Origin of the sequence: Planotetraspora sp. GP83, assembly GCF_041262585.1 — a bacterium.
In the GTDB taxonomy this organism is placed as follows: domain Bacteria; phylum Actinomycetota; class Actinomycetes; order Streptosporangiales; family Streptosporangiaceae; genus JAOEGB01.
Genome location: NZ_JBGCBZ010000002.1, coordinates 202,934 through 223,978, shown reverse-complemented (window position 1 = coordinate 223,978; position 21,045 = coordinate 202,934). Strand labels below are relative to the sequence as shown.

General features: G+C 69.8%; 18 protein-coding genes. 8 read left to right on the top strand and 10 right to left on the bottom strand.

Annotated features, from left to right (window positions below):
- Position 1 precedes the first annotated feature (1 nt).
- Together ABH927_RS03740 and ABH927_RS03735 are read right to left on the bottom strand one after the other, a co-directional pair.
- Positions 2–2,872, bottom strand: a complete 2,871-nt coding sequence (locus tag ABH927_RS03740; protein WP_370018057.1) for an AAA family ATPase — start codon at positions 2,870–2,872, stop codon at positions 2–4.
- Between the two features lie 360 nt (positions 2,873–3,232).
- Positions 3,233–3,397, bottom strand: a complete 165-nt coding sequence (locus ABH927_RS03735; protein ID WP_261584824.1) for a hypothetical protein — start codon at positions 3,395–3,397, stop codon at positions 3,233–3,235.
- Between the two features lie 251 nt (positions 3,398–3,648).
- Here ABH927_RS03735 and deoC point away from each other — a divergent pair, with 251 nt between their 5' ends.
- From deoC to ABH927_RS03720, 3 genes are all read left to right on the top strand, one after another.
- On the top strand, positions 3,649–4,587 hold the full coding sequence (gene deoC, locus ABH927_RS03730) for a deoxyribose-phosphate aldolase (protein ID WP_370018055.1): 939 nt from the start codon (positions 3,649–3,651) through the stop codon (positions 4,585–4,587).
- 11 nt (positions 4,588–4,598) lie between these two features.
- Positions 4,599–6,026 (top strand): aldehyde dehydrogenase family protein, encoded by a 1,428-nt coding sequence (locus ABH927_RS03725; RefSeq protein WP_370018053.1) that lies wholly within the window; start codon positions 4,599–4,601, stop codon positions 6,024–6,026.
- A gap of 179 nt (positions 6,027–6,205) precedes the next feature.
- Positions 6,206–7,096 carry an aldehyde dehydrogenase family protein gene (locus ABH927_RS03720; protein WP_370018052.1) on the top strand — a complete coding sequence of 297 codons (891 nt, stop codon included), beginning with the start codon at positions 6,206–6,208 and terminating at the stop codon, positions 7,094–7,096.
- Between the two features lie 266 nt (positions 7,097–7,362).
- Here ABH927_RS03720 and ABH927_RS03715 read toward each other — a convergent pair whose 3' ends face one another.
- From ABH927_RS03715 to ABH927_RS03705, 3 genes are all read right to left on the bottom strand, one after another.
- Entirely contained in the window at positions 7,363–7,638 is a 276-nt protein-coding gene (locus tag ABH927_RS03715) for a hypothetical protein (RefSeq protein ID WP_370018050.1), read from the bottom strand.
- Positions 7,639–7,660: 22 nt separating this feature from the next.
- Entirely contained in the window at positions 7,661–8,806 is a 1,146-nt protein-coding gene (rho, locus tag ABH927_RS03710) for a transcription termination factor Rho (RefSeq protein WP_370018049.1), read from the bottom strand.
- A 480-nt stretch (positions 8,807–9,286) separates the two neighbouring features.
- A complete protein-coding gene (locus ABH927_RS03705) occupies positions 9,287–9,865 on the bottom strand; it encodes a hypothetical protein (RefSeq protein WP_370018047.1) in 579 nt (192 codons plus the stop codon).
- Between the two features lie 228 nt (positions 9,866–10,093).
- Between ABH927_RS03705 and ABH927_RS03700 the strand changes: the two genes are divergently transcribed.
- From ABH927_RS03700 to lipB, 3 genes are all read left to right on the top strand, one after another.
- Complete coding sequence (locus ABH927_RS03700) at positions 10,094–11,119, top strand: YbhN family protein (RefSeq protein ID WP_370018045.1); 1,026 nt, start codon at positions 10,094–10,096, stop codon at positions 11,117–11,119.
- A gap of 112 nt (positions 11,120–11,231) precedes the next feature.
- Complete coding sequence (locus tag ABH927_RS03695) at positions 11,232–11,423, top strand: PspC domain-containing protein (protein ID WP_261584817.1); 192 nt, start codon at positions 11,232–11,234, stop codon at positions 11,421–11,423.
- Between the two features lie 104 nt (positions 11,424–11,527).
- Positions 11,528–12,169 (top strand): lipoyl(octanoyl) transferase LipB, encoded by a 642-nt coding sequence (gene lipB, locus ABH927_RS03690; protein ID WP_370018042.1) that lies wholly within the window; start codon positions 11,528–11,530, stop codon positions 12,167–12,169.
- Positions 12,170–12,277: 108 nt separating this feature from the next.
- Here lipB and ABH927_RS03685 read toward each other — a convergent pair whose 3' ends face one another.
- Positions 12,278–13,828: an amino acid permease gene (locus ABH927_RS03685; protein WP_370018040.1), complete on the bottom strand. Its 1,551-nt coding sequence runs from the start codon at positions 13,826–13,828 to the stop codon at positions 12,278–12,280.
- Positions 13,829–13,838: 10 nt separating this feature from the next.
- Positions 13,839–14,759 carry a phosphotransferase gene (locus ABH927_RS03680; RefSeq protein WP_370018038.1) on the bottom strand — a complete coding sequence of 307 codons (921 nt, stop codon included), beginning with the start codon at positions 14,757–14,759 and terminating at the stop codon, positions 13,839–13,841.
- A 181-nt stretch (positions 14,760–14,940) separates the two neighbouring features.
- Here ABH927_RS03680 and ABH927_RS03675 point away from each other — a divergent pair, with 181 nt between their 5' ends.
- Complete coding sequence (locus ABH927_RS03675) at positions 14,941–17,643, top strand: FAD-dependent oxidoreductase (protein ID WP_370018036.1); 2,703 nt, start codon at positions 14,941–14,943, stop codon at positions 17,641–17,643.
- Here ABH927_RS03675 and ABH927_RS03670 read toward each other — a convergent pair whose 3' ends face one another.
- Together ABH927_RS03670 and ABH927_RS03665 are read right to left on the bottom strand one after the other, a co-directional pair.
- Positions 17,644–18,522: a sugar kinase gene (locus ABH927_RS03670; RefSeq protein WP_370018034.1), complete on the bottom strand. Its 879-nt coding sequence runs from the start codon at positions 18,520–18,522 to the stop codon at positions 17,644–17,646.
- A gap of 192 nt (positions 18,523–18,714) precedes the next feature.
- Positions 18,715–19,260 carry a type 1 glutamine amidotransferase domain-containing protein gene (locus tag ABH927_RS03665; RefSeq protein ID WP_370018395.1) on the bottom strand — a complete coding sequence of 182 codons (546 nt, stop codon included), beginning with the start codon at positions 19,258–19,260 and terminating at the stop codon, positions 18,715–18,717.
- Positions 19,261–19,358: 98 nt separating this feature from the next.
- On the opposite strand from ABH927_RS03665, the gene ABH927_RS03660 reads away from it, so the two are divergent.
- Complete coding sequence (locus tag ABH927_RS03660; protein WP_370018032.1) at positions 19,359–20,132, top strand: DUF72 domain-containing protein; 774 nt, start codon at positions 19,359–19,361, stop codon at positions 20,130–20,132.
- A gap of 143 nt (positions 20,133–20,275) precedes the next feature.
- Here ABH927_RS03660 and ABH927_RS03655 read toward each other — a convergent pair whose 3' ends face one another.
- Positions 20,276–20,836 carry a hypothetical protein gene (locus tag ABH927_RS03655; RefSeq protein WP_370018030.1) on the bottom strand — a complete coding sequence of 187 codons (561 nt, stop codon included), beginning with the start codon at positions 20,834–20,836 and terminating at the stop codon, positions 20,276–20,278.
- Between the last annotated feature and the right edge of the window lie 209 nt (positions 20,837–21,045).

The window sequence follows — 21,045 nt, the reverse complement described above, 5'->3', positions numbered from 1 at the left end:
GCTAGCCGAGGAGCGCGAGGCGGTGTGCGGCGGCCGCCGCTTCGCCCCGGGTGGAGACGTCCAGCTTGGGCAGGATGTTCGACACGTGGACGCTCACGGTCTTGGCCGAGATGAACAGCTCGGCCGCGATGTCCCGGTTGCTCAGCCCGGCCGCCACCAGCCGCAGCACCTCAAGCTCACGCGGGGTCAGCACGGCATGCTCCTCCGGGGTGCCATGCCGTACGGAACCGGAGAGGGCGATGCCGACGCGGCGAGCCAGGGTCTCGATCTGGGTGGCCAAGGGTGTCGCCCGGAGCTCGACGGCGAGCGGGTACGCCTCGCGGAGCCGTACGGCCACGCCGTCGCGGTCGCCGGACGCGGCGGCGGAGGTGGCCGCGTGCAGCAGCGCCTTGCTATGGACGTAGGGACGCCCGAGCGCCTTCCACCGCTCGGCCGCCGCGTCGAAGTCGCCCTCGTAAACGAGGCGGAAGGCCTCGCTCACCGGTCCGTCGCCGTGCATGTCGGCCGCCAGCGCGTCGCTCCTGGCCCGCAGGGCGGTCACCTTGGCGCCGTCGATGGGCGCCGCCGCGTCGCAGGCCATCCGGATCGCGGCGAGCAGCCGCCAGCCGAGCATCGCCTTCCTGGACAGTGGCGGGTTGGTCAGCGCCACTTCGGCCACCTCAAGCGACTTCATCGGCTCACCCTGGAGCAGGTGCCAGGCGAGGCGCAGGCGGGTGTTGCTGATCAACTCCTGGGCCCACTCCTCGGGCTGGGGGGAGAAGGCGCCCACCTCGGCGAGGATCTTCTGGGCGACGTCCTCCTCGCCCCGCGCGATCGCGATGTCGGCCCTGACCCGCAGGAGATACCACCGGTTCCGCATGGACGGGCCCATGCTCATGGCGCGCTCGATGACCTCGATCGCCTCGTCCCAGCGGCCCAGGGACTCCAGCGCCTCGACCCGGTTGTTGGCGATGAAGACCCCTTGATGGCGATATCTGCCGTACTGCCGGGCGAGCTTCTCGCCTTCGACCGCGAGCGCCACCGCCTCCTCGGAGCGGCCCAGGTTGTCGAGCGTGTCGACGTTGTTGGCCAGCGCGCGCAGCACGACCCGGGCGGATTTCAGGCGCGTGCCGATCACCATGGCGTGCTCGTTGGTGGAGAACGTCCGCTCCAGGTCTCCCGATATGGAGTGCCCGAGCGCCAGGTTGATCAGCAGGTCTGCCTCCTGGCACTCGTCGCCCATCTCGCGGGCGATGCGCAGCGCCTCCTGCGTGACCGCGGTGCCCTCGACCACCGCGTCGGCCTTCATCAGGAGCGTGCCGAGGCGCCCGAGAACGAGGGCCCGCGTGTCGCTGGGCGTCGGAACGAGGCGCTCGGCGTGCCGGAGGTCGTCGAGGGCGCCCGGCTTGGCCTTCTCGGCCTTGATGTTGGCCATCCGCACCATGAGCGCGGCCACGCGCTCGGGGGAGGTGCGCTCGTCGAGCTCGGCCAGTGCCCCTTTCACGAACTTCATGCTGCGGTCCATCTCGCCGATGACGTAGGCCGCCTCGGAGGCCCGCTCCAAAACCGTGACGTGGTCCACGCCGATGCGCTCGGCCGCGTCGGGGACCTTGTTCCACAGGGTCAGCACGCGTTCGAGGAGCTGGATCTGCTCGGTGTAGGCGTACGCGCGGATCGCCTTCTCCGCCGCCTCCCAGGCCGAGATGAGCGCCCACAGGTCGTTGCGCGCCGAGTGCCAGTGGTGCGCTATCTCTATGGCCGCCCGGCCGGGCGGGACGAGCGTCCGGTCCAGGTCGATCTCCTCCGCGTAGCGCGCGTGCATCCGCGCGTGCTCGCCCGGCAACAGCTCGTCGTGTACGGCCTCGCGGATCAGAGCGTGCCGGAACGCGTAGGCCCGGCCGTCGGCCACCTGGAGGACGTTCGTCGCGATGGCGGGCCGCAACGCGTCTTCGAGATCGACGTCCGACAGGCCACTGACCGCCGCGAGCAGGTCGTGCCCGACCCTGACCCCTCCCGCGGCGGCGGTGCGCAGCACGCGCTGGGTCTCCTCGGGCAGCCGCTCGACCGAGCCGATGATGAGGTCGTGGAGGGAGTCGGGAAATGAGCCGTCGCTCCCGCAGTCGAGCAGCGCCTCGACGAAGAGCGGGATGCCGCCGCTGCGCTCGAAGACCTTGTCGACCCGGGCGAACTCCGGCGTGACGCCCAGGATGCCGGCCATCTGCGCGGCGACCTCCTCCTGGGTGAACCGGGGCAGGTCGAGCCGGATGACGCCGTCCACCCGGCTCAGCTCGGCCAGCACCGGCCGGAGGGGATGGGTGCGGTGCAGCTCGTCGGACCGGTAGGTCATGACCATGAGCACGGGAGCGGTCCTGAGGTTGCGGCTCAGGAAGGCGATGAGGTCGCGGCTCGACCGGTCGGCCCAGTGGATGTCCTCGATGACGAGCACCACGGGCCGCCGTTCGGCGAGCCGTTCCAGCAGGGCGAGGATCAGCTCGAACAGCCGGGCGCGGGCAGAGTCGGTCTCGCCGTCGCCGCTGGGCTCGCCGAACTCGGGAAGCAGCCGGGCGAGCTCGCGGGCGGCGCCCTCGGGGAGGAGGGCGGCCACCTGCACGGCGCTCGTCTCCCTGACGAGCTGGCGCAGCGCCGCGGTAAAAGGGGCGTAGGCCAGGCCCTCGGTGGAAAGCTCGACGCAGCCTCCGATGAGCACGTGAGCGCCGTCCTGGTTCGCCCGCTCGGCGAACCGGCTCGTCAGCCGTGTTTTGCCGACCCCGGCCTCGCCGCCGACCAGCACCGCCGCCGCGGCCTGCTTGCGGGCCTGGTCGAACGCCTCGTCCAAAGTCTCCAGTTCCGCATCCCGCCCGACGAAGACGGGGCTCACAGCCCGGCGCGTCATGTCGTAAAGCATGTCATGCCCTCTGTCCGGCTTCGCGTGATTTATCGGTCGGTGAACGGTGTGCCGGGATTCTGCCGGGATCGCGCGCCCGGATCGCGCCCGGATCGCGCCCGGATTGCCGTGAACACGGCGCGCGACGTGCCCCCGTATGGACGTCGCGGCGTGCCCGGCCCGAGATCGCGTGTCCCGGCATGGGCGGCTGCTCGTGTTCCCCGAGGACGAGCTCGCCCCCGCGGGATCAACCTGCACTTGGTACGGCCTGCGGAGCCGCGGCCAGGCCCCGGATCATGCGGACGGCGGGTCAGGGCGGCTGGAAAGCCCGGCCGGGAAGGAGGCTCCGGCCGGGCCTTCGAACGCGCCTCATGAGGTGCGGGGCTTGCCGAACACCGCGCGCAGCCGCCGCTGCCCGGTGCGGTGCGCCTTCCGGCCGGCTACGGCCTCGCGGGCCCGGCGGTGGCTGGCGGCCTCCTCCTGAAGCTCGGCGGCGCGGTTGATGACGATCTGGTAGTGCAGTTCGGGACCCATTCGGTGTCTCCTCGTTCGTCTCTTCCCTTACACACTCAAGGTTCGGTCTAAGGCCCCTGCCGACACATCGGGCGGATGCCTTATCTCCGGTGGAACCTTGGGCGTAGGTCGCCTAAGACGTGCGTACGGCCGCCTTAGATGGGCGGCGGCCATCGCTTCGGGCCAGATCTGCCAAAGAAAGCGGCAGCACCTCGGCTGCGGTCAGTTTGGAATCAATCGGACCGGTCAGCGATGCTGGACCGGTGTCAACTATGACTACTCCGCTCGCGGAGGTCGCCTCTTCCGCCTCGACGCTACGGGCGTTCCTGCATGGCCTTCCCGGTGTGGACCGGGTCGGCGCGGACGCCAGAGCCGCGATGCTGGCGACGCGATCCATCAAGACCACGGCCAAGAAACAGGCCATCGACCTGGCCATCAGCATGGTGGACCTCACGACGCTCGAAGGCGCGGACACCCCTGGCAAGGTCCGGGCGATGTGCGCCAAGGCCATGCAGCCAGACCCTGCAGACCCCTCCGTCCCCGCCGTAGCGGCGGTCTGCGTGTACCCCGACCTGGTCGCGACCGCCGTACAGGCCCTTAAGGGCTCCGGGGTGAAGGTGGCGTCGGTGGCGACGGCCTTCCCGAGCGGCCGCTCGTCGCTGGAGGTGAAGGTCACCGAGACCGCGCTCGCGGTGGCCGCCGGGGCGGCCGAGATCGACATGGTGATCGACCGCGGCGCGTTTCTCGCCGGTGACTTCGTCAAGGTCTTCGAGGAGATCGCGGCGGTCAAGGCCGCCTGTGGACCGTCGCATCTGAAGGTGATCCTGGAGACGGGCGAGCTGGCGACGTACGACAACGTGCGCCGGGCGTCCTGGCTGGCGATGATCGCGGGAGCCGACTTCATCAAGACCTCGACCGGCAAGGTGTCGCCGGCGGCGACGCTGCCCGTGACGCTGGTCATGCTGGAGGCGGTCCGCGACTTCCTGTCGGCCACGGGCCGGAAGGTCGGGGTGAAGCCGGCCGGCGGCATCCGGACGACGAAGGACGCGATCAAGTATCTGGTGCTGGTCAACGAGACGGCCGGCCCTGGCTGGCTCGACCCGGACTGGTTCAGGCTCGGCGCGTCGTCGCTGCTCAACGACCTGCTCATGCAGCGCCAGAAGATGGCCACCGGCCGGTACGCCGGTCCCGACTACTTCACCCTGGACTGAGGCGGCGACCCATGTTCGAGTACGCACCCGCGCCGGAGTCGCGGGACATCGTCGACATCAAACCGTCGTACGGCCTGTTCATCAACGGCGAGTGGGTCGAGCCGCTCGCCGGGGAGCGCCACAAGACCGTCAACCCGGCGAGCGAGGAGGCTCTGGCCGAGGTCGCCTGGGCGGGCGAGGCCGACGTGGACCGGGCCGTGCAGGCCGCCAGGAAGGCGTTCGCCGTCTGGTCGGCCATGCCGGGGTCCGAGCGGGCCAAGTACATCTTCCGGATCGCCCGGATCATCCAGGAGCGGGCCCGTGAGCTGGCGGTCCTGGAGTCGCTCGACAACGGCAAGCCGATCCGCGAGTCGCGCGACGTGGACCTGCCGCTGGTCGCGGCGCACTTCTTCTATTACGCGGGGTGGGCGGACAAGCTCTCCTATGCGGGGTTCGGTGCTGATCCGAGGCCGCTGGGCGTGGCCGGGCAGGTCATCCCGTGGAACTTCCCGCTGCTGATGCTGGCCTGGAAGATCGCTCCCGCGCTGGCCTGCGGCAACACGGTCGTGCTCAAGCCCGCCGAGACCACGCCGCTGACGGCGCTGGCGTTCGCGGAGATCTGCCAGCAGGCCGATTTGCCGCCCGGCGTCGTCAATATCGTGACTGGGGCGGGCGAAACGGGCGCGGCGCTTGTCCGCCACCCCGACGTCGACAAGGTGGCGTTCACCGGCTCCACCGAGGTCGGCCGCCAGATAGCCCGGAGCGTGGCCGGATCCAGGAAGAAGGTCACCCTGGAGCTCGGCGGCAAGGCGGCGAACATCGTCTTCGACGACGCGGCCCTGGACCAGGCGGTCGAGGGCATCGTCAACGGCATCTTCTTCAACCAGGGCCACGTCTGCTGCGCGGGCTCCCGGCTGCTGGTCCAGGAGTCCGTCGCCGAGGAGCTGCTGGACGCGCTCAAGCGGCGGCTCTCCACGCTCCGGCTGGGCGACCCGCTGGACAAGAACACCGACATCGGCGCGATCAACTCGGCCGCCCAGCTTGCCAAGATCCGCGAGCTGTCCGAGGCCGGCGTGTCGGAAGGGGCCGAGCGGTGGTCTCCGGCGTGCCCGATCCCCGACAAGGGCTTCTGGTTCCCGCCCACGATCTTCACCGGCGTCGCCCAGTCGCACCGCATCGCCAGGGAGGAGATCTTCGGCCCTGTCCTGTCCGTGCTGACGTTCCGTACTCCGGCCGAGGCCGTTGAGAAGGCCAACAACACGCCGTACGGCCTGTCGGCCGGCGTCTGGACGGAGAAGGGGTCGCGCATGCTGTGGATGGCGTCCCGGCTCCGGGCCGGTGTCATCTGGTCCAACACGTTCAACCGGTTCGACCCCACGTCGCCTTTCGGCGGCTACAAGGAGTCCGGCTACGGCCGCGAGGGCGGGCGTCACGGTCTGGAGGCCTACCTTGCAGTGTGACGACCGCCGCCGTCGTCGCCTCGTCCGCCGGTCCAGGGCCGGTGCGGGCGACGGCTACACGCGCGCCCGACGCTCGAAGCGCTTCGCCGTACGGCACGGCTGGTTCGCCCACCGGGGCGGGGTCTGCCGGTGCGGCCAGACCTACCAGCCGGCCCGTCCACTCCAGATTGGATCCTTCGATGAGTGAGCGTGTGGCCGCCCAGGCCTTGGAGCGTCTGGCCGTGCGGAAGACGTACAAGCTGTTCATCGGCGGCGCGTTCCCGCGATCGGAGAGCGGAAGGTCCTATGCCGTGACCTCCTCAAAGGGTGAGTTCCTGGCGAACGCGTCCAAGGCGTCCCGCAAGGACGCCAGGGACGCCGTGGCCGCCGCCCGGAAGGCGTTCCCGGGCTGGTCCGGCGCCACCGCGTACAACAGGGGCCAGATCCTCTACCGCGTCGCCGAGATGCTGGAGGGCCGCCGGGCCCAGTTCGCCGGCGAGATCGTGGACGCCGACGGCGTTTCCGCGAAGAAGGCGGCCGAGCTGGTGGACGCGGCCGTCGACCGGCTCGTGTGGTACGCGGGCTGGTCGGACAAGATCGGTGCGATCCAGGGCTCGGCCAACCCCGTGGCCGGGCCGTACTTCAACCTGTCCAGCCCCGAGCCGACCGGCGTGGTCGCCGTCGTCGCTCCGCCCATGGGCCCGCTGCTCGGGCTCGTCAGCGTGATCGCCCCGGTGATCGTCACGGGCAACACGTGCGTGGTGGTCGCGTCGGAGCGGGCGCCGCTACCGTCGATCACGCTGGCCGAGGTGCTCGCCACGTCCGACCTGCCGGGCGGCGTGGTGAACATCCTCACGGGCTCGGCGGCGGAGATCGCCCCGTGGCTGGCGGGCCACATGGACGTCAACGCGATCGACCTCACGGGCGCCGACGCGGAGCTGGCAATCACGTGTGAGGAACTCGCCGCCGAGAACCTCAAGCGCGTCCTCCGGCCGCCCGCTGCCAAGGTCGACTGGCTGGCGGACCCGGGAACCGGCCGCATGACGGCCTTCCTCGAAACCAAAACCGTCTGGCACCCCATCGGCACCTAGCCGCCGTGATCATGCACAGGTTCCCGTGGGGCCTGCCTGCCCTGCGCAAACTCGCGTCGTGATCATGCGCAGGTTCCGGCGCGGGACTAGCGACCTGCGCTTATGCTGCTCGTGATCATGCAAAGGTGGAGGAACTGCATGATCACCAGTGACGTTGCCACAGGCCGCCGCCATGCTGGGGAAGTTGTGCATGATCACGGAATGGGTACGCCCTGGCCGTCGGCTGTGATCGGGACTTTGTGCATGATCGCGCGGGAGAGGGGGGATCAGTCGCGGAAGAGGAGTTCGGCGACTGTGACGCGGTAGTGGGAGCGGGCCGTGAGACCGATGATCATCGTCAGCCACATGTCGTCGTTGATCCGGTACACCGCCCGCTCCTGCGGGAGGGCCGGGTGCTTCGGGGTGTGCCGCACGGCCAGCTCCCTCGCGATGGAGCGCGCCTCTTCGCGCTCGCCCTTGACCTCGTAGATGTCGGAGATCCGCCACTCCTTGCGGTCCCCGGTGCCGATGTTCTCCTCGATGAGGACGCGCCACTGGCTCATAGGGGCGATCATGCCAGGGAGCTCAGGCGTTCCGGAGGGTGAGGAGCAGCTCGGCGTTCGAGCCGGTGCTCTTCATCGTGGCCAGGAACGGCTCGAAGGACTCCTGGTTGTGCAGGGCCTTGCGGAGCTTCCAGACGAGGGGCAGCTCGGCGGCGTCGAGCATCAGCTCCTCCCGCCGGGTTCCCGATCCGGTGACGTCGACGGCGGGGAAGACCCGCTTCTCGGCGAGACTCCGGCTGAGCCGCAGCTCCATGTTGCCGGTGCTCTTGAACTCCTCGAAGAGGTAATCGTCCATCTTCGAGCCGGTGTCGATGAGCGCGGTCGCGAGGATCGTGAGCGAGCCGCCGTCCAGCACGTTACGAGCCGCGCCCAGCACGCGCTTCGGCGGGTGTACGGCTCGCGCGTCGAGGCCGCCGGTCAGGATGCGCCCGCCGTTGGGGGCGGCCATGTTGTACGCGCGGGCGAGCCGGGTGATCGAGTCGATGAGCATGACCACGTCGTAGCCGAGCTCGACGAGGCGCTTGGCCCGCTCGACGGCGAGCTCCGTGGCGGCGATGTGCTCCTGGGCGGGCCGGTCGAAGGTTGAGGCGATGACCTCGGCCTTGACGGATTCCCGCATGTCGGTGACCTCTTCGGGCCGCTCGTCGACGAGCACCACCATGAGATGGCATTCGGGGTGGTTGGTGGTGATCGCGTTGGCGATCGCCTTGAGGAGCAGGGTTTTGCCCGCCTTGGGCGGCGCCACGATCAGGCCGCGCTGGCCCTTCCCGATCGGTGTGAGCAGGTCGATCACCCGGGTGGAGAGCACTCCGGGGGCGGTTTCGAGGCGGAGCCGTTCATCGGGATGGATGGGGACGAGGTCGGCGAAGTCGGGCCGGGGCCGCCCCGGAAGCAGGCCGTTCACCGTGTCGACGGTGATCAGCCTGCCTCCCTGGGACGTGCCGTAGACGACATCGCCTGAGCGCAGGCCGTGGTCGCGCACCAGGGCGAGCGGGACGACGACGTCCTTCGGCCCCGGCAGGTATCCGTGGGCGCGGAGGACGGCGTTATTCGCCGTGACGTCGAGGATGCCCGTGCTGGACACGGGGTTCGCGGGCCGCTCGGTCGTACGGCCGGACCCGGTTTTGCCGCCGTCCACGCGGGACCGCGGAGCGAGAGTGGTAGTCATGATCGGTTCCTTTGAGAGAGGTGGGAGACGCCGGCTCCAGATGTCGGCTCCAGATGCCGGTCACGTGCCGCGGAGGACGCGGTCGCGCCTCGGTATCGCCTGTCCGGCAGGGGTGCGCGGTGTGCGACCGCGGTGGGCAAGCGAGACGGATCCCCTGAGGCCGCGCGGAGGTCGCGTGGAGAGTCGTCCGGCGCGGTCTTCTACAGGCCGTGGAAGACGCCTCGCGCGAACGGATCTACGTGATCGCGACAGGCTGGGTCGTGTGTCAAGGGGGTGAAGCGGAGGACCGGAGCGCACGGGCCGCAGACGGGGCCAGAACCATGCGATCTATCGCCAATGTAACAGACGATGCGCGGCCGCTCCATAGGCTCTATGGGCCATCGCTTCGCATCGGCGATCTCCGTCAACTGTAACAGCGGGCGTCCCTTCGTGATTCCCCCCACGTACGGCATGCCGTACGGAGACGGGTGGCGGCCGAGGTCAGCGGGATTGGAGGGCGTCGAGGGCCACGGCCATGGCGATGACAAGCCGGCGGTCGAGGCGAGGGTCGTGGACGTCGATGACGTACCGGTCCCGCAGGCCCCACCGGCGGTCCACGGAGAAGGCGATCGAGGCGCCCACGCTGAAGTCGAAGTGGTAGGGCAGCCACGACAGCGAGTCGGCGAAGCGGCGCAGCAGCGCGACGGCGAAGTTGCGCTCCTGGCCGGTCAGGGTCGGCAGGCCGGGCTGCTGGAGGTGCCACGTCGAGCGCAGCAGCGACTGGCCGAAGTCCTTGCGGAACATGCCGATGGGCGCGCCGGTGTGGTCCACCACGTCGTACCCGCTGCCGAGGTCGATGACCTTGCGGGCCTTGAAGCCGGCGAGTGCCTGCTGCCGTGACTCGTCCGTGTAGAGCGTCACCTGCTCCTTGAAGGCCAGCCGCTTCTGCTCCGCGAACGCGACGATCGGCCCTTCCGAGTCGTCGGGCTGGACCACATGGACGACGTACCGGTTCACCATCATGGTGATCTTCTGGCGCAGGATCAGCCGAGTCTGCGCCTGAAGGTTCGAGATATCCATGTGAATCTCCATAGGGGGTGTGATTACACCCTATACGCGGATACGTGTGGAGATCAGGTTCCGGGTGGGGGGCGCTCGCCGGTCGATTTCCGGCACCTGGCAATCTCGGGTGGGGCAATCGCCGCGGATCCGGCATCGCCCCGCCCCCGCCTCGGGAGTCACCATTCCCGCGGCACGCGGTCCGGCCGGTCACCACCGGCGGGACCGCACAGAAGACAAGGAGTCCCTATGCCTCGCCGGTTGAGATGGGCACTGGTGCTCGGCACGGCCGGGCTGGCGCTGTTCGTCCTCAAGGACAAGATCCCCGACGGCGACGAGCTCTCGCGTTCCATGACGGGCCTGAGTCCCGGCTGGCTCGGCGTCGCCGTGGTGGCGGAGGCCATGTCCATGGCGACCTTCGCCCGGCTGACCCGCCGCCTCCTCACGCTGGGCGGAGCACACCTGACGGCCCATCGGGCCGTGGCGCTCACCTACGCGCGCAACGCCGTGTCCAACTCGCTTCCGGCGGGGCCGGTGCTGTCGATCGCCTACGCCACGCGCCAGTTCGCCCGGCTCGGGGCGGCGAAGCCGCTGACCGCGGCCACGCTCGTGCTGAGCGGCGTCTACTCGACGGCCACGTTCTGTGTGCTCTGTCTGATAGCCCTGCTGGGCGAGCCCTCCACCAGGGTGCCCACCGGGATCGCCCTCGCCGTGCTGATCGCGGCCGTCTCGGCCGTCGTCCTGCTGCGCCCCCGGGGGCTGCGTGACTGGCTGCGACGGCGCAGCCCGGGGACGTTCGACCAGATACGGGCCGCCCGGGACGCGATCAGGCTCGCCGGCCGCGACCGGCTGGTGCTGATCGGCCTCGCGCTCGCCAACTGGCTGCTCGACGTGGCGTGCCTGGCGGCGGTGTGCGCGGCGGCCGGGGTGACGATCGGGCCGCACACGGTGCTGCTCGCCTACGTCGCCGCCAAGGTCGCCGCGGTGCCGGCCCTGATCCCCGGAGGACTCGGCGTCGCCGAGCTCGGCCTGGCCGGCACGTTGATCGCGGCGGGAGTCACGGGCGGCGCGGCGGCGGCCGTGGTGCTCCTCTATCGGCTGATCTCCTACTGGGCGGTCCTGCTGGCGGGCTGGCTGGCCTGGCTGCTGCTCCTCGACGGCTTCCGCGCCCGCCTGGCCCTCGCCGGGCACCGGCTGTGGATTGCCTTCATCCGCGGGAACACGGCCATGAACCCCTGCGCCGCCGCGTACAGCTCCTGCGACCTCTGGCGCTGAACCGCCTGGATCCCGAGTCAGGGTTTTCTCAGGGTCTCCTGCGGAACGGGGTCTCCTGAGCGGTTCGTTGAACCGTATGACAGTCGAACCGCATGACGAAGGGGGTTCACCGATGTACCGATCGAGACAGCACAAGATCATTGCCGGTGTGTGCGGAGGGATCGCGGAGCGCTACGGCATGACGCCGACCGCCGTGAGGCTGCTGTTCCTGCTCTCCTGCCTGCTGCCCGGCCCGCAGTTCGTCATCTACCTCATCATGTGGATCGCGGTCCCCAAGGCCCCGGTCGGAGCGGGCTACCGCTGAGGCCGTCCGGCGCCCTTCCAGCCGAGCCTCGGAGCGGGGCCTGGGCGGAGCCAGGCGCGCGGGTCCCGGAGCGGCGCTCTATGCTCGCAAAAGGGAGAGGTGACATGACTATGCAGGCAAGGCCGCTGGCACTCGTCCAGGACGAGCTGGTCGACTACGACAAGGCCATGGAGCGCATGGAGGCGCTGGTCCAGGAACGGCAGGACGACGAGCGGCCGGACACGCTCTGGCTGCTCAGCCATCCCTCGGTCTTCACCGTCGGCAAACGCACGCTGGCGACGCACCTGCCCGACCCCTCGCACGGCATCCCGGTCGTGACCACGGGCCGGGGCGGCCAGCTCACCTACCACGGCCCCGGCCAGCTCGTGGGCTACCTCATCGTGAAGCTCCGCGCCGGCGAAGGCGTCGTCGACTACATCCGCGAGGTGGAGCTGCGGCTGGCCGAGGCGCTCGGCGAGCTGGGCGTCCCGGCCGAGAGGCGTGACACCCCGCCGGGGTCGGAGCTGCTCACCGGCGTCTGGACCCGCGACACCGGCCGCAAGATCGTGTCGATCGGCATGCGGGCCAGCCGGTCGGTCACCAGCCACGGCTTCGCCCTCAACGTCGACGGCGACCTCACGCCGTGGAATCTCGCCATCCCCTGCGGGATGCCCGACGTGGACATGACCTCCGTGGCGCGTGAGCTGGGCCAGGCCTCCATGGACGAGACCCGCGCCACCGTCGCCCGCGCGTTCGAAGCCTCCTGACCCCTTCGCCTCCTGACCCCTTCGCCTCCTGATCCCTCCCGGCTCAGCCGTACGGCTGAGCCGGATAGACGAGATAGACGGGATGGGCGGGGACGGGGTCGGAGAGGGTCAGGCGACGGGTTCGGCGGCCTCGGCGTCGTCGACGGTGCGGCGCGGGCCGGTGAACCAGTGCCTGGCGGACAGCGCCCACCACAGGGCGATGCCGATGAGCACGGCGCCCACGGCGATGGGCGCGTAGTTGACGGACGTCCAGGTGAAGTCCTTGTTCCCCGGAACGCCCGCCGGCGCGATGGGCAGGATGAAGTAGATCGAGATGATGGCGATCTCCACCACGGAGATCCACCCGAGGACCTTGTACTTGCCGCCCAGCGTCCACGGCCCCGGCTGGAACGAGTCTCCCGCGCGGAGCCGGAGCCAGATCGGGATGAGGAACGCCAGGTAGAGCCCGATGACCGCGATGGACACCACCGCCAGGAAAGCCACGGGGGTGGCGCTTCCGGGAGGCGCGTACAGCGCGGGCAGGGTGATCAGCAGGGCCACCGCGCAGCCGCCGATGATGGCGTTGACCGGAGTCCGGTTCTTGTCCACGCGCGACCACAGCCGCCAGCCGGGGACCGCGCCGTCACGGGAGAACGCGTAGGTCATTCGCGACATCGACGTCACGCAGCTCATGCCGCAGAAGAACTGCCCGATGGTCGAGATCCCGAAGATCACCGTGGCGAGGCTCGACGACAGCGACGACGTGAAGATGGCCCCGACGAAGCCGAACTCCTTGTTGACCGCGTCGACGTCCGTGGCCGCGAAGAGGAACGCCAGCAGGAGGATCCAGCCGCCGATCGCCGAATAGAAGATCGACTGCCAGAGCCCCTTGGCGGCTGTCTTGGCGGCGCCGTGCGTCTCCTCGGACACGTGCGCGCACGCGTCGAAGCCGGTGATCGTGTACTGCGTGAGCAGGAAGCCCAGCGGCAGGACGTACAGCCAGAACGTCGGCCCGGAGGTGGTGCCGTCTCCGAAGCCCGAGTTGTTGAACCGCTCGAACAGGAAGCTGATGCTCTGGTGCTTCGACGGCCCGAAGATCAGGATGAGCACGACCGCCGCCGCTCCGAACACGTGCCACCAGACGGAGACGTTCTGGAGCACCGAGATCAACCGGTGGCTGTAGATGTTGATCAGCGCGTGGAGCACCAGGATGACCGCGAACAGCAGGAAGGTCTGCCGCAGCGCGTCGCCCTTGGCCCAGCTGTCGCTGAACCGGCCGATCGTGATGTTGAGGAACGTGGCGCAGCCGTAGTCCACGGACGCGGTGACCGCGATCAGCCCCACGAGGTTGAGCCAGCCGGTGAACCAGCCGTGGATCGGCTTGCCCAGTTTGGCCGCCCACCAGTAGATGCCGCCCGCGGTCGGGTACGCCGAGACGAGCTCCGACATGCAGAAGCCGATGATCAGGATGAAAGCCGAGATCAGCGGCCAGCCCACCGAGATGGCGAGCGGCCCTCCGTTGTTCCACGCCTGGCCGAAGGTGGTGAAGCAGCCGGCCAGGATCGAGATGATGGAGAAAGAGATCGCGAAATTGGAGAACCCGCTCCAGGTCCGGGAGAGCTCCTGCTTGTAACCGAGCTCGGCAAGTCGTTGGGCGTCGTCGTCGAGGGCTTGCGCCATCAGGCCTCCTCTAGTTCGTGGGGGGTATCCGGCCGTCGATGAGATGGCCGAAGCTCGGATCCTCGATGTCGCGTACGGCCTGCGCGAACTTGTCCGCGGCCTCCGCGCTGTAGTCGAAGCCGGGAAGAGCCCGGTCGCGGACCAGCCCCTGGTGGACGACGAACCACAGCGTCCACGTCAGGTTGGACGTGATCAGGTTGAGCCGTACACCGGGGACGTGCTCGTCGTCGCCGAAGTACGCCCGCGTGAGCCTGACGACCTGGTCCGGGGTGAAGTCGGACTCCGCCGCGATGTCGCCCAGCTCGAAGCGGGGGTCGTTGTTGCCGGAGAGCTGGTAGTCGACGATGCGGATCTCCGGCCCGGCGGCGATCAGGTTCTCGGCGAGCAGGTCGTTATGGCACGGAACGGTGGGCAGCGAGCGCCTCGCGAGCGCCGCCTCGATGTCGGCCGCGACCGGGACGACGTCCTCATATCCGGACGGGACCGGCAATCCGTGCGTACGGCAGCGCGAGAGCAGCTCGTCGAGCTTGCGGAAGATGGAGAAGTCGTTCACGAAGCGCGGCCCGGTGTGCAGCCGCCGGCAGGCCGCCGCGACCTTCTCGATCGTCCGAGGGCCCCGCACCGCGGGGGCGTCGAGGGTGACGCCGTCGAGGTATTCGAGGACCACCGCGCCCGGCATCACGTGGAGGACCCGCGCGCCGACTCCCGTGGAGGCCGCGCTCACCGTGTTGGCGATCTCCTGGTCGAGCGGGATCCCGAGGCCGGTCTCGGCGATCCGCGGGTCGAGGACCCGGAGGAGCCAGCGGTCGCCGTCCTCGGTCTCGATCCGCGCGATGTGGTGGCTGAGGCCGCCCTTGATGATCGTGGAGATGACCGGCCGTCCGGCCCAGCCCGCGACGAGATCCAGCGCGTCATTGACGGCATCTGGCATGCCCGGCTCCTTTTGGTCTACCTTCAGACCATTGATCCGATTGTGTGGGCCGGGTGTTACAGAGACAAGCAACCTCATGCCGACTTCTGAGGTAGCTGAGACAAGCAACCTCATGCCGACTTCTGAGGTAGCTGAGACAAGCAACCTCATGCCGACTTCTGAGGTAGCTGGGACGGTACCAATGTCGCAACTTCCCGTGGAAGCCCAAGCAGTAGTGATCGGCGGGGGTGTGGCCGGATGCAGTGTGGCCTACCACCTCGCCCGGCTCGGCTGGACGGACGTGATCCTCGTCGAAAGGCACGACCTGACCGAGGGGACGACCTGGCACTCCGCCGGGTTCGTCGGACAGCTCCGGTCCACGGTCACGCAGACTCGCATGATCATGTACTCGGCCGGTCTCTATCCCGAGCTGCGCGAGCTGACCGGCCTGGACCCTGGCTGGCACGGCGTCGGCGGCCTGCGGCTCGCGACGACCCCGGAGCGGGTCGAGGAACTCGTACGGCAGGCCGGGGCCGCCGAGACGTACGGGCTCGACATGGCGTTGCTCGATCCCGCCCAGACCCTGGAACGGCTCCCGCTGCTGGAGGTCGGCGACGTCCTGGGGTCGCTGTGGCTGCCCGGAGACGGCTGGCTCGACCCGGCGCGGCTGGGCCGGGCCCTCGCTGAGGGCGCCCGGAAGCTCGGCGTCAAGATCTTCGCCGGGGTCGAGGTCACCGGCATCGACGTCGCGGACGGCCGGGTGCGTGCCGTACGGCTCCGCGAGACCGCGCGGCGCGGCGCGGCTTCACGGCCTGACGCTTTACGGCCTGGCGAAGCTCTACGGCGCGGCGGGGCTTTACGGCGCGGCGACGGGCCGGCGGGGGGCCGGGACTCCGGGGATGAGCGGGCCGAGCAGGCCGAGTGGGTCGTGCGGACGGGAACGGTCGTCAACGCGGCCGGTGCGGCGGCGGGCGTGGTGGGACGGCTTGCGGGTGTCGATGTGCCGATCGTGCCCATCAAGCACCAGTACGTCGTCACCGCCCCGATGGACATCCCATCGGAGATGCCGACAGTGCGGGATCCGGACAACATCGTGTACTTCCGGGAGGAAAGCGGCGGGATCCTGGTCGGGGGCTACATCCGGTCGCCGCAGACCTGGGACGTCAAGGACCCTTTGGCCGAGCCGCGGACGCTCTTCGAGCCGGATATGCCGAAATTTCGTGAATCGTGGGAGTCGGCCGTCCGCCGTGTCCCCCGCCTCGCCACAGCCGGAGACCGAGCGCGCACGGCGGCCGCGGCCGGCCCGAGACCTGGGCCTCGGGTGGACGCGGGGCCTGGGGCTGGGGTGGACGCGGCCGACACCGGGGCTGGGCGTGGGGCGGACGCGGCCGGCTTCCGGAAGGTGGTGCACGGGCCGGAGGCCTTCACCCCCGACGGGGAGTTCCTGCTGGGGGAGACCGCGGTGGCGGGCTTCTGGGTGGCGGCCGGGTTCTGCGTCCACGGGCTCGCCGCCGCGGGCGGGGTCGGCAAGGTGATGGCCGAGTGGATCGTCGACGGCGGCCCCGAATACGACGTCTTCGGCATGGACATCCGCCGCTTCGGCGCCCACGCGCGTTCGGCCGGGTGGGCTCGGGCCAAGGCGCTCGACTCCTACAGCAAGTACTACGACATCGTCTATCCCGGCGAGGAGCGCGTCGCCGCCCGGCCGCTCCGCCGGTCGCCCGCCTGGGTGCGGCATGCCGGCCTGAAGGCGAGCTTCGGCGAGAAGGCCGGCTGGGAACGCGTCAACTGGTTCGACTCCAACGCTGACCCCAGCGCGGACCCCAGCGCGGACCCCAGCGCGGACCCCGTGCCCGAGCACGACGCCGAGCCTGATGCCGCTGGGAGCGGGCCGCGCGGGTGGGCCGGGAAGGTGTGGTCTCCGGCGATCCGCGAGGAGTGCCTGGCGACGGAGAGGGCGGCCGGTCTCTTCGACCAGACGTCCTTCGCGAAGCTCGAAATATCCGGAAGGGACGCTCTGGCCGGGTTGCAGCGACTCTGCGGCAACAGCCTCGACAGACCCGCCGGCTCGGTCGTCTACACGCAGGTGCTCAACGATTGTGGCGGCATCGAGGCCGACGTGACCGTGACCCGGCTGGCCAAGGACAGGTTCCGCCTGGTCACCGGCACGGCCCTTGGCGTGCGCGACGCCGCACTCCTGCGCCGCCACGGCCTGGAGGTCAGGGACGTCACCTCGGCCTACGCCTGCTACTGCCTGTGGGGTCCCCGGGCGTACGACATCCTCGGCACGCTGACCGGCGACGACCTGACCTTCGGCCACATGCGGGCGAGCGAGATCAGCGTGGGTAACGTCCCGGTGCTGGCCCAGCGGGTGACGTTCGTGGGCGAGTTCGGCTGGGAGCTCTACTGCCCGTCCGAATACGGGCTGACGCTCTGGGACACGCTCATCGAGGCCGGCCTGCCGTACGGCATGCGACCGGCGGGCTATCGCGCCATCGATTCCATGCGGCTGGAGAAGGGCTACCGGGTCTGGGGCCTCGACATCACGCCCGAGACCACCCCGCTGGAGGCCGGGCTCGGCTTCGCCGTACGGCCCGGGCGGCGGGCCGCCCTGCCGGAGCCGCGTCATACGCTGCGTTGTCTTGTCGTGGACGACGAGCGCGAGGTCTGCCTGGGCGGCGAGCCCGTCCGGCTCGGCGGGCGGCCGGTCTCCCGGGTCACCAGCGGCGGGTACGGCTGTCGCGTCCGCCGCTCGATCGCCTACGCGTACCTTCCCGTGGACACGCGGGTGGGCACGCGCGTGGAGATCGGGATCAACGGTGGCCGGGTCGGCGCGGAGGTCGTCCGCGAGCCTCTCTACGACCCCGGCAACGCCCGCGTCAGGAGCGAGCCCTGGAACGCCTGATCACGGCGGCAGCTCGGCACGGGTGGGAAGGCCCTGCCACGAGCTGGGGCTGGCCACGGCGAAGGCGGCGAGCGAGATGCCGCGCTTCAGCCGGTCGGCGGGATGCAGACCGTCGAGGAGCGCGCTGAGATATCCCGCGACGAAGGCGCCGCCGACCCCGGTGGGATCGAGCGCGGTCACGGGGGCGGCCTGGGTGTCGTAACGCAGCCCGTCGACGGTCGCGCTCGCGCCCTTGGCGCCACGCGTGACGACCAGCTCGGGGATCCCCGCGAGCGCCGCGTCCACGAGCTGCAACTCGTCCTGGGTGGCGAAGAGGATGTCGGCCGAGACGGCCAGTTCGCTCAGCGCCTGCCGGGCCTCCTCCACGCTCTCCCACAGATGGGGGCGGTGGTTCACGTCGACGGAGACGAGCACCCCGGCGTCCCTCGCCAGCTTCACCGCGTGGTGGACGGCGCTCCAGGCGTATCCGCTGAGCGCCGGGGTGATGCCGGTGACGTGCAGGATTCTCGCCGACTGGATGGCCTCCGCGGGGACGTCGCCCGTGGACAGGCGCGACCCCGCGGAGCCCTCCCGGTAGTGGACCGCGTGCGACAGGCGGCCGATCCGGCGCTGCCGGATCACGATGCCTGTCGGCGCGGTCTCGTCGATCCGGACGTACGAGACGTCGACTCCCTCGCCCCGCAGCACGGTGAGCGTACGGACGCCGAGCTCGTCGACGCTGACCCGGCCGAGCCAGGTGACGGGGTGACCGAGCCTCGCCAGGCCCACCGCGACCGTCAGCTCGGCGCCCTCGACGTCGAGACGCGCGGTCATGTCGTGCCTGATCCGGTCGGCCGAGACGACGCCCAGCGCCTCTCCGAGCGTGAACACCTCGGTCATGCCAGTCTTTCTCCGCGCTCTGTTCTCCGCGAGCCGTCTCCCTGCGAACCGTTTTCTCCGCGACCGTTTCTCAGTGAACCGACTCTCCGGGGATCGTTCGTGGCCGGCCGATCAGCCTCCGGCCGTCCTTGGTGATCCGCGACGCGGGCAAGCATGGCAGAGGTCGTTCCGCCCGGGAAAGGCGTATGCCGATCAGGACCCGAACGCGTCGATCGCCGCCTGGCAGAACGCCTTGAGGTCGTCGGGCTTGCGGCTGGTGACGATGACACTGGCGCCGCCCGTGCACACCATCACCTCCTGGTCGACCCACTTCGCCCCGGCGTTGCGCAGGTCGGTCTTGAGGCTCGGCCACGACGTGAGCGTACGGCCGCGCACCGCGTCCGCCTCGATCAACGTCCACGGCCCGTGGCAGATGGCCGCCACCGGCTTGCCCGAGTCGAAGAACGCCCCGACGAACTCGACCGCCTTCGGATGCATGCGGAGTATGTCTGGGTTGGCCACCCCACCGGGGAGGACCAGCCCGTCGAACCGCGCGGCGGACACGTCGTCGACCGTCGAGTCGACCGGGAAGGTGTCGGCCCTGTCGAGGTGGTTGAACGCCTGGATCCGGCCCGGCTTGGTGGAGATCAGACGCGGCGTGCCGCCCGCCTGCTCGACGGCCTTCCACGGCTCGGTCAGCTCGACCTGCTCGACTCCCTCTGGAGCGACCAGGAACGCGATCGTCTTTCCCTGGATCATCATTCGCCCCTTCCGTTGCGATTGGTCAGTTTGGTCAGTCCGAAAATCGCCTGCCCAGCTATCTGCGATCTATGCCATGGGCGGGGTAGGGGGGTGACATGCCCATGTTCGTGGGAACCTCTGGCTGGCAGTACGCCGACTGGCGGGACGTGCTGTATCCCGGCCTGCCCCAGCGGGTGTGGCTGGAGAGGTACGGCGAGGCGTTCGCCACGGTGGAGAACAACAACGCCTTCTACCGGCTGCCCAAGCGGGAGACGTTCGAGGCGTGGCGGGAGCGGACGCCCGGCGACTTCGTCATGGCTGTCAAGGCGAGCCGGTTCCTCACCCACATCAAGCGGTTGAAGGACCCCGAGGAGCCGGTCGAGCGCCTGATGGGCGTCGCCGAGGGGCTCGGCCCGAAGCTCGGCCCGATCCTGCTGCAACTGCCGCCCACGCTGGAGGTGGACGCCGACCGGCTCCGCCGTTGCCTGGCCCGCTTCCCGCCGAAGGTCAGGGTCGCCGTCGAGCCGAGGCACGCATCGTGGTGGACGGACGAGATCCGGGAGTTGCTCGCCGAGCGCGGCGCGGCGCTCTGCTGGGCCGACCGCCAGGGGCGGCCGTCGAGCCCTCTCTGGCGGACGGCGCAGTGGGCCTATCTGCGCTTCCATGAGGGCCGGGCCAAGCCGTGGCCTTCTTATGGTGATCAGTCGCTGAAGACGTGGATCGACCGGCTGGGCGACGTGGGTGACGCCTTCGTCTACTTCAACAACGACCCGGGCGGCGCCGCCGTACGGAACGCCATGAGGTTCGCCGATCTGGCCGCCGAGGCCGGTCGGCGCGTGAGCCGGGTCGGATCCCTCGACGAGCTCATGACCGCGTCGACACCCGGCTGACGTCCGGTGACGTCCGGGTCATTCCCGGATATTACGGGGTTCCGGGGGTTTCCGGGGGTTTCCGGGGGACGGCACGGCTCACGGCGGTACGGCTCCCGCGAGAGCCGTACCGCCGTGAGATCGACCCATGCCGGCCCGCCGGTTCAGGCGCGGTTGGCGGGGTCCTCGGACGAGCGGCGGCCTCCGGCCACGAGCTGGTCGGACGCCTGCTGAGCCGGGACCGTGTGGTGCCGCCCGGTAGGCGTCGTGGCCTCGTCGCGGTCGTCGACGCCGTCCGCGTCCCGATCGACTGCCGGGCGGAGGTTCCGGCCGGTCGCGGTCTCCTCGCGATCGTCCACGCCGTCCCGGTCGCGGTCGACGACACCGGCCTCCGCGTCTGTCGTGGTCGTGTTCTCCGTCTCCAGACGGCGCTCCAGGTCGCGCTTCTCGGCCTCGAGCCGGGAGACGCGGTCGCGCTCGGCCAGCCGCGCCTCGCGGAGCCGCTTGCGCTTCACAGCCGCGCGGCGCATGCCGCCACTGACCAGGAGGAGGCCGATCAGGAACACCGCGGCCGTGACCGCACCGGCGATGAACAGCTCGAACGGGCTCAGGTTGAACGTCCGCTCCCATATCGTGATCGGCGTGGTGTTCGCGGCGTCGTTGACCGACACCTCGATCATGGCCGCCGCCGCGACCACTATGAGAAGAAGGCCCAGCAAGACCATTTGACCTCACCCCAAGCTGCGGTTCTGATTCGTGGGCGAGGTCCGACTGCCCTGGAAATCGCGGATCATGTGCAGATCATGTGCGCGGACCGGAACGAGTCCGGCGGACGGCTCTCCCTAAACCCGGCGAAAGGCAAAGTTTCGCGGTTAACACTGTGTTCACAGATGGGCAAAGGGTTTGAAACGGCTCTACGGCAACCTCGGCGTGG

Bases quoted from the DNA above. Each gene is read 5' to 3' on its own strand.
- ABH927_RS03740 (WP_370018057.1), bottom strand. From the start codon at position 2,872: ATGACGCGCCGGGCTGTGAGCCCCGTCTTCGTCGGGCGGGATGCGGAA.
- ABH927_RS03735 (WP_261584824.1), bottom strand. From the start codon at position 3,397: ATGGGTCCCGAACTGCACTACCAGATCGTCATCAACCGCGCCGCCGAG.
- deoC (WP_370018055.1), top strand. From the start codon at position 3,649: ATGACTACTCCGCTCGCGGAGGTCGCCTCTTCCGCCTCGACGCTACGG.
- ABH927_RS03725 (WP_370018053.1), top strand. From the start codon at position 4,599: ATGTTCGAGTACGCACCCGCGCCGGAGTCGCGGGACATCGTCGACATC.
- ABH927_RS03720 (WP_370018052.1), top strand. From the start codon at position 6,206: ATGAGTGAGCGTGTGGCCGCCCAGGCCTTGGAGCGTCTGGCCGTGCGG.
- ABH927_RS03715 (WP_370018050.1), bottom strand. From the start codon at position 7,638: ATGAGCCAGTGGCGCGTCCTCATCGAGGAGAACATCGGCACCGGGGAC.
- rho (WP_370018049.1), bottom strand. From the start codon at position 8,806: ATGACTACCACTCTCGCTCCGCGGTCCCGCGTGGACGGCGGCAAAACC.
- ABH927_RS03705 (WP_370018047.1), bottom strand. From the start codon at position 9,865: ATGGATATCTCGAACCTTCAGGCGCAGACTCGGCTGATCCTGCGCCAG.
- ABH927_RS03700 (WP_370018045.1), top strand. From the start codon at position 10,094: ATGCCTCGCCGGTTGAGATGGGCACTGGTGCTCGGCACGGCCGGGCTG.
- ABH927_RS03695 (WP_261584817.1), top strand. From the start codon at position 11,232: ATGTACCGATCGAGACAGCACAAGATCATTGCCGGTGTGTGCGGAGGG.
- lipB (WP_370018042.1), top strand. From the start codon at position 11,528: ATGACTATGCAGGCAAGGCCGCTGGCACTCGTCCAGGACGAGCTGGTC.
- ABH927_RS03685 (WP_370018040.1), bottom strand. From the start codon at position 13,828: ATGGCGCAAGCCCTCGACGACGACGCCCAACGACTTGCCGAGCTCGGT.
- ABH927_RS03680 (WP_370018038.1), bottom strand. From the start codon at position 14,759: ATGCCAGATGCCGTCAATGACGCGCTGGATCTCGTCGCGGGCTGGGCC.
- ABH927_RS03675 (WP_370018036.1), top strand. From the start codon at position 14,941: ATGTCGCAACTTCCCGTGGAAGCCCAAGCAGTAGTGATCGGCGGGGGT.
- ABH927_RS03670 (WP_370018034.1), bottom strand. From the start codon at position 18,522: ATGACCGAGGTGTTCACGCTCGGAGAGGCGCTGGGCGTCGTCTCGGCC.
- ABH927_RS03665 (WP_370018395.1), bottom strand. From the start codon at position 19,260: ATGATCCAGGGAAAGACGATCGCGTTCCTGGTCGCTCCAGAGGGAGTC.
- ABH927_RS03660 (WP_370018032.1), top strand. From the start codon at position 19,359: ATGCCCATGTTCGTGGGAACCTCTGGCTGGCAGTACGCCGACTGGCGG.
- ABH927_RS03655 (WP_370018030.1), bottom strand. From the start codon at position 20,836: ATGGTCTTGCTGGGCCTTCTTCTCATAGTGGTCGCGGCGGCGGCCATG.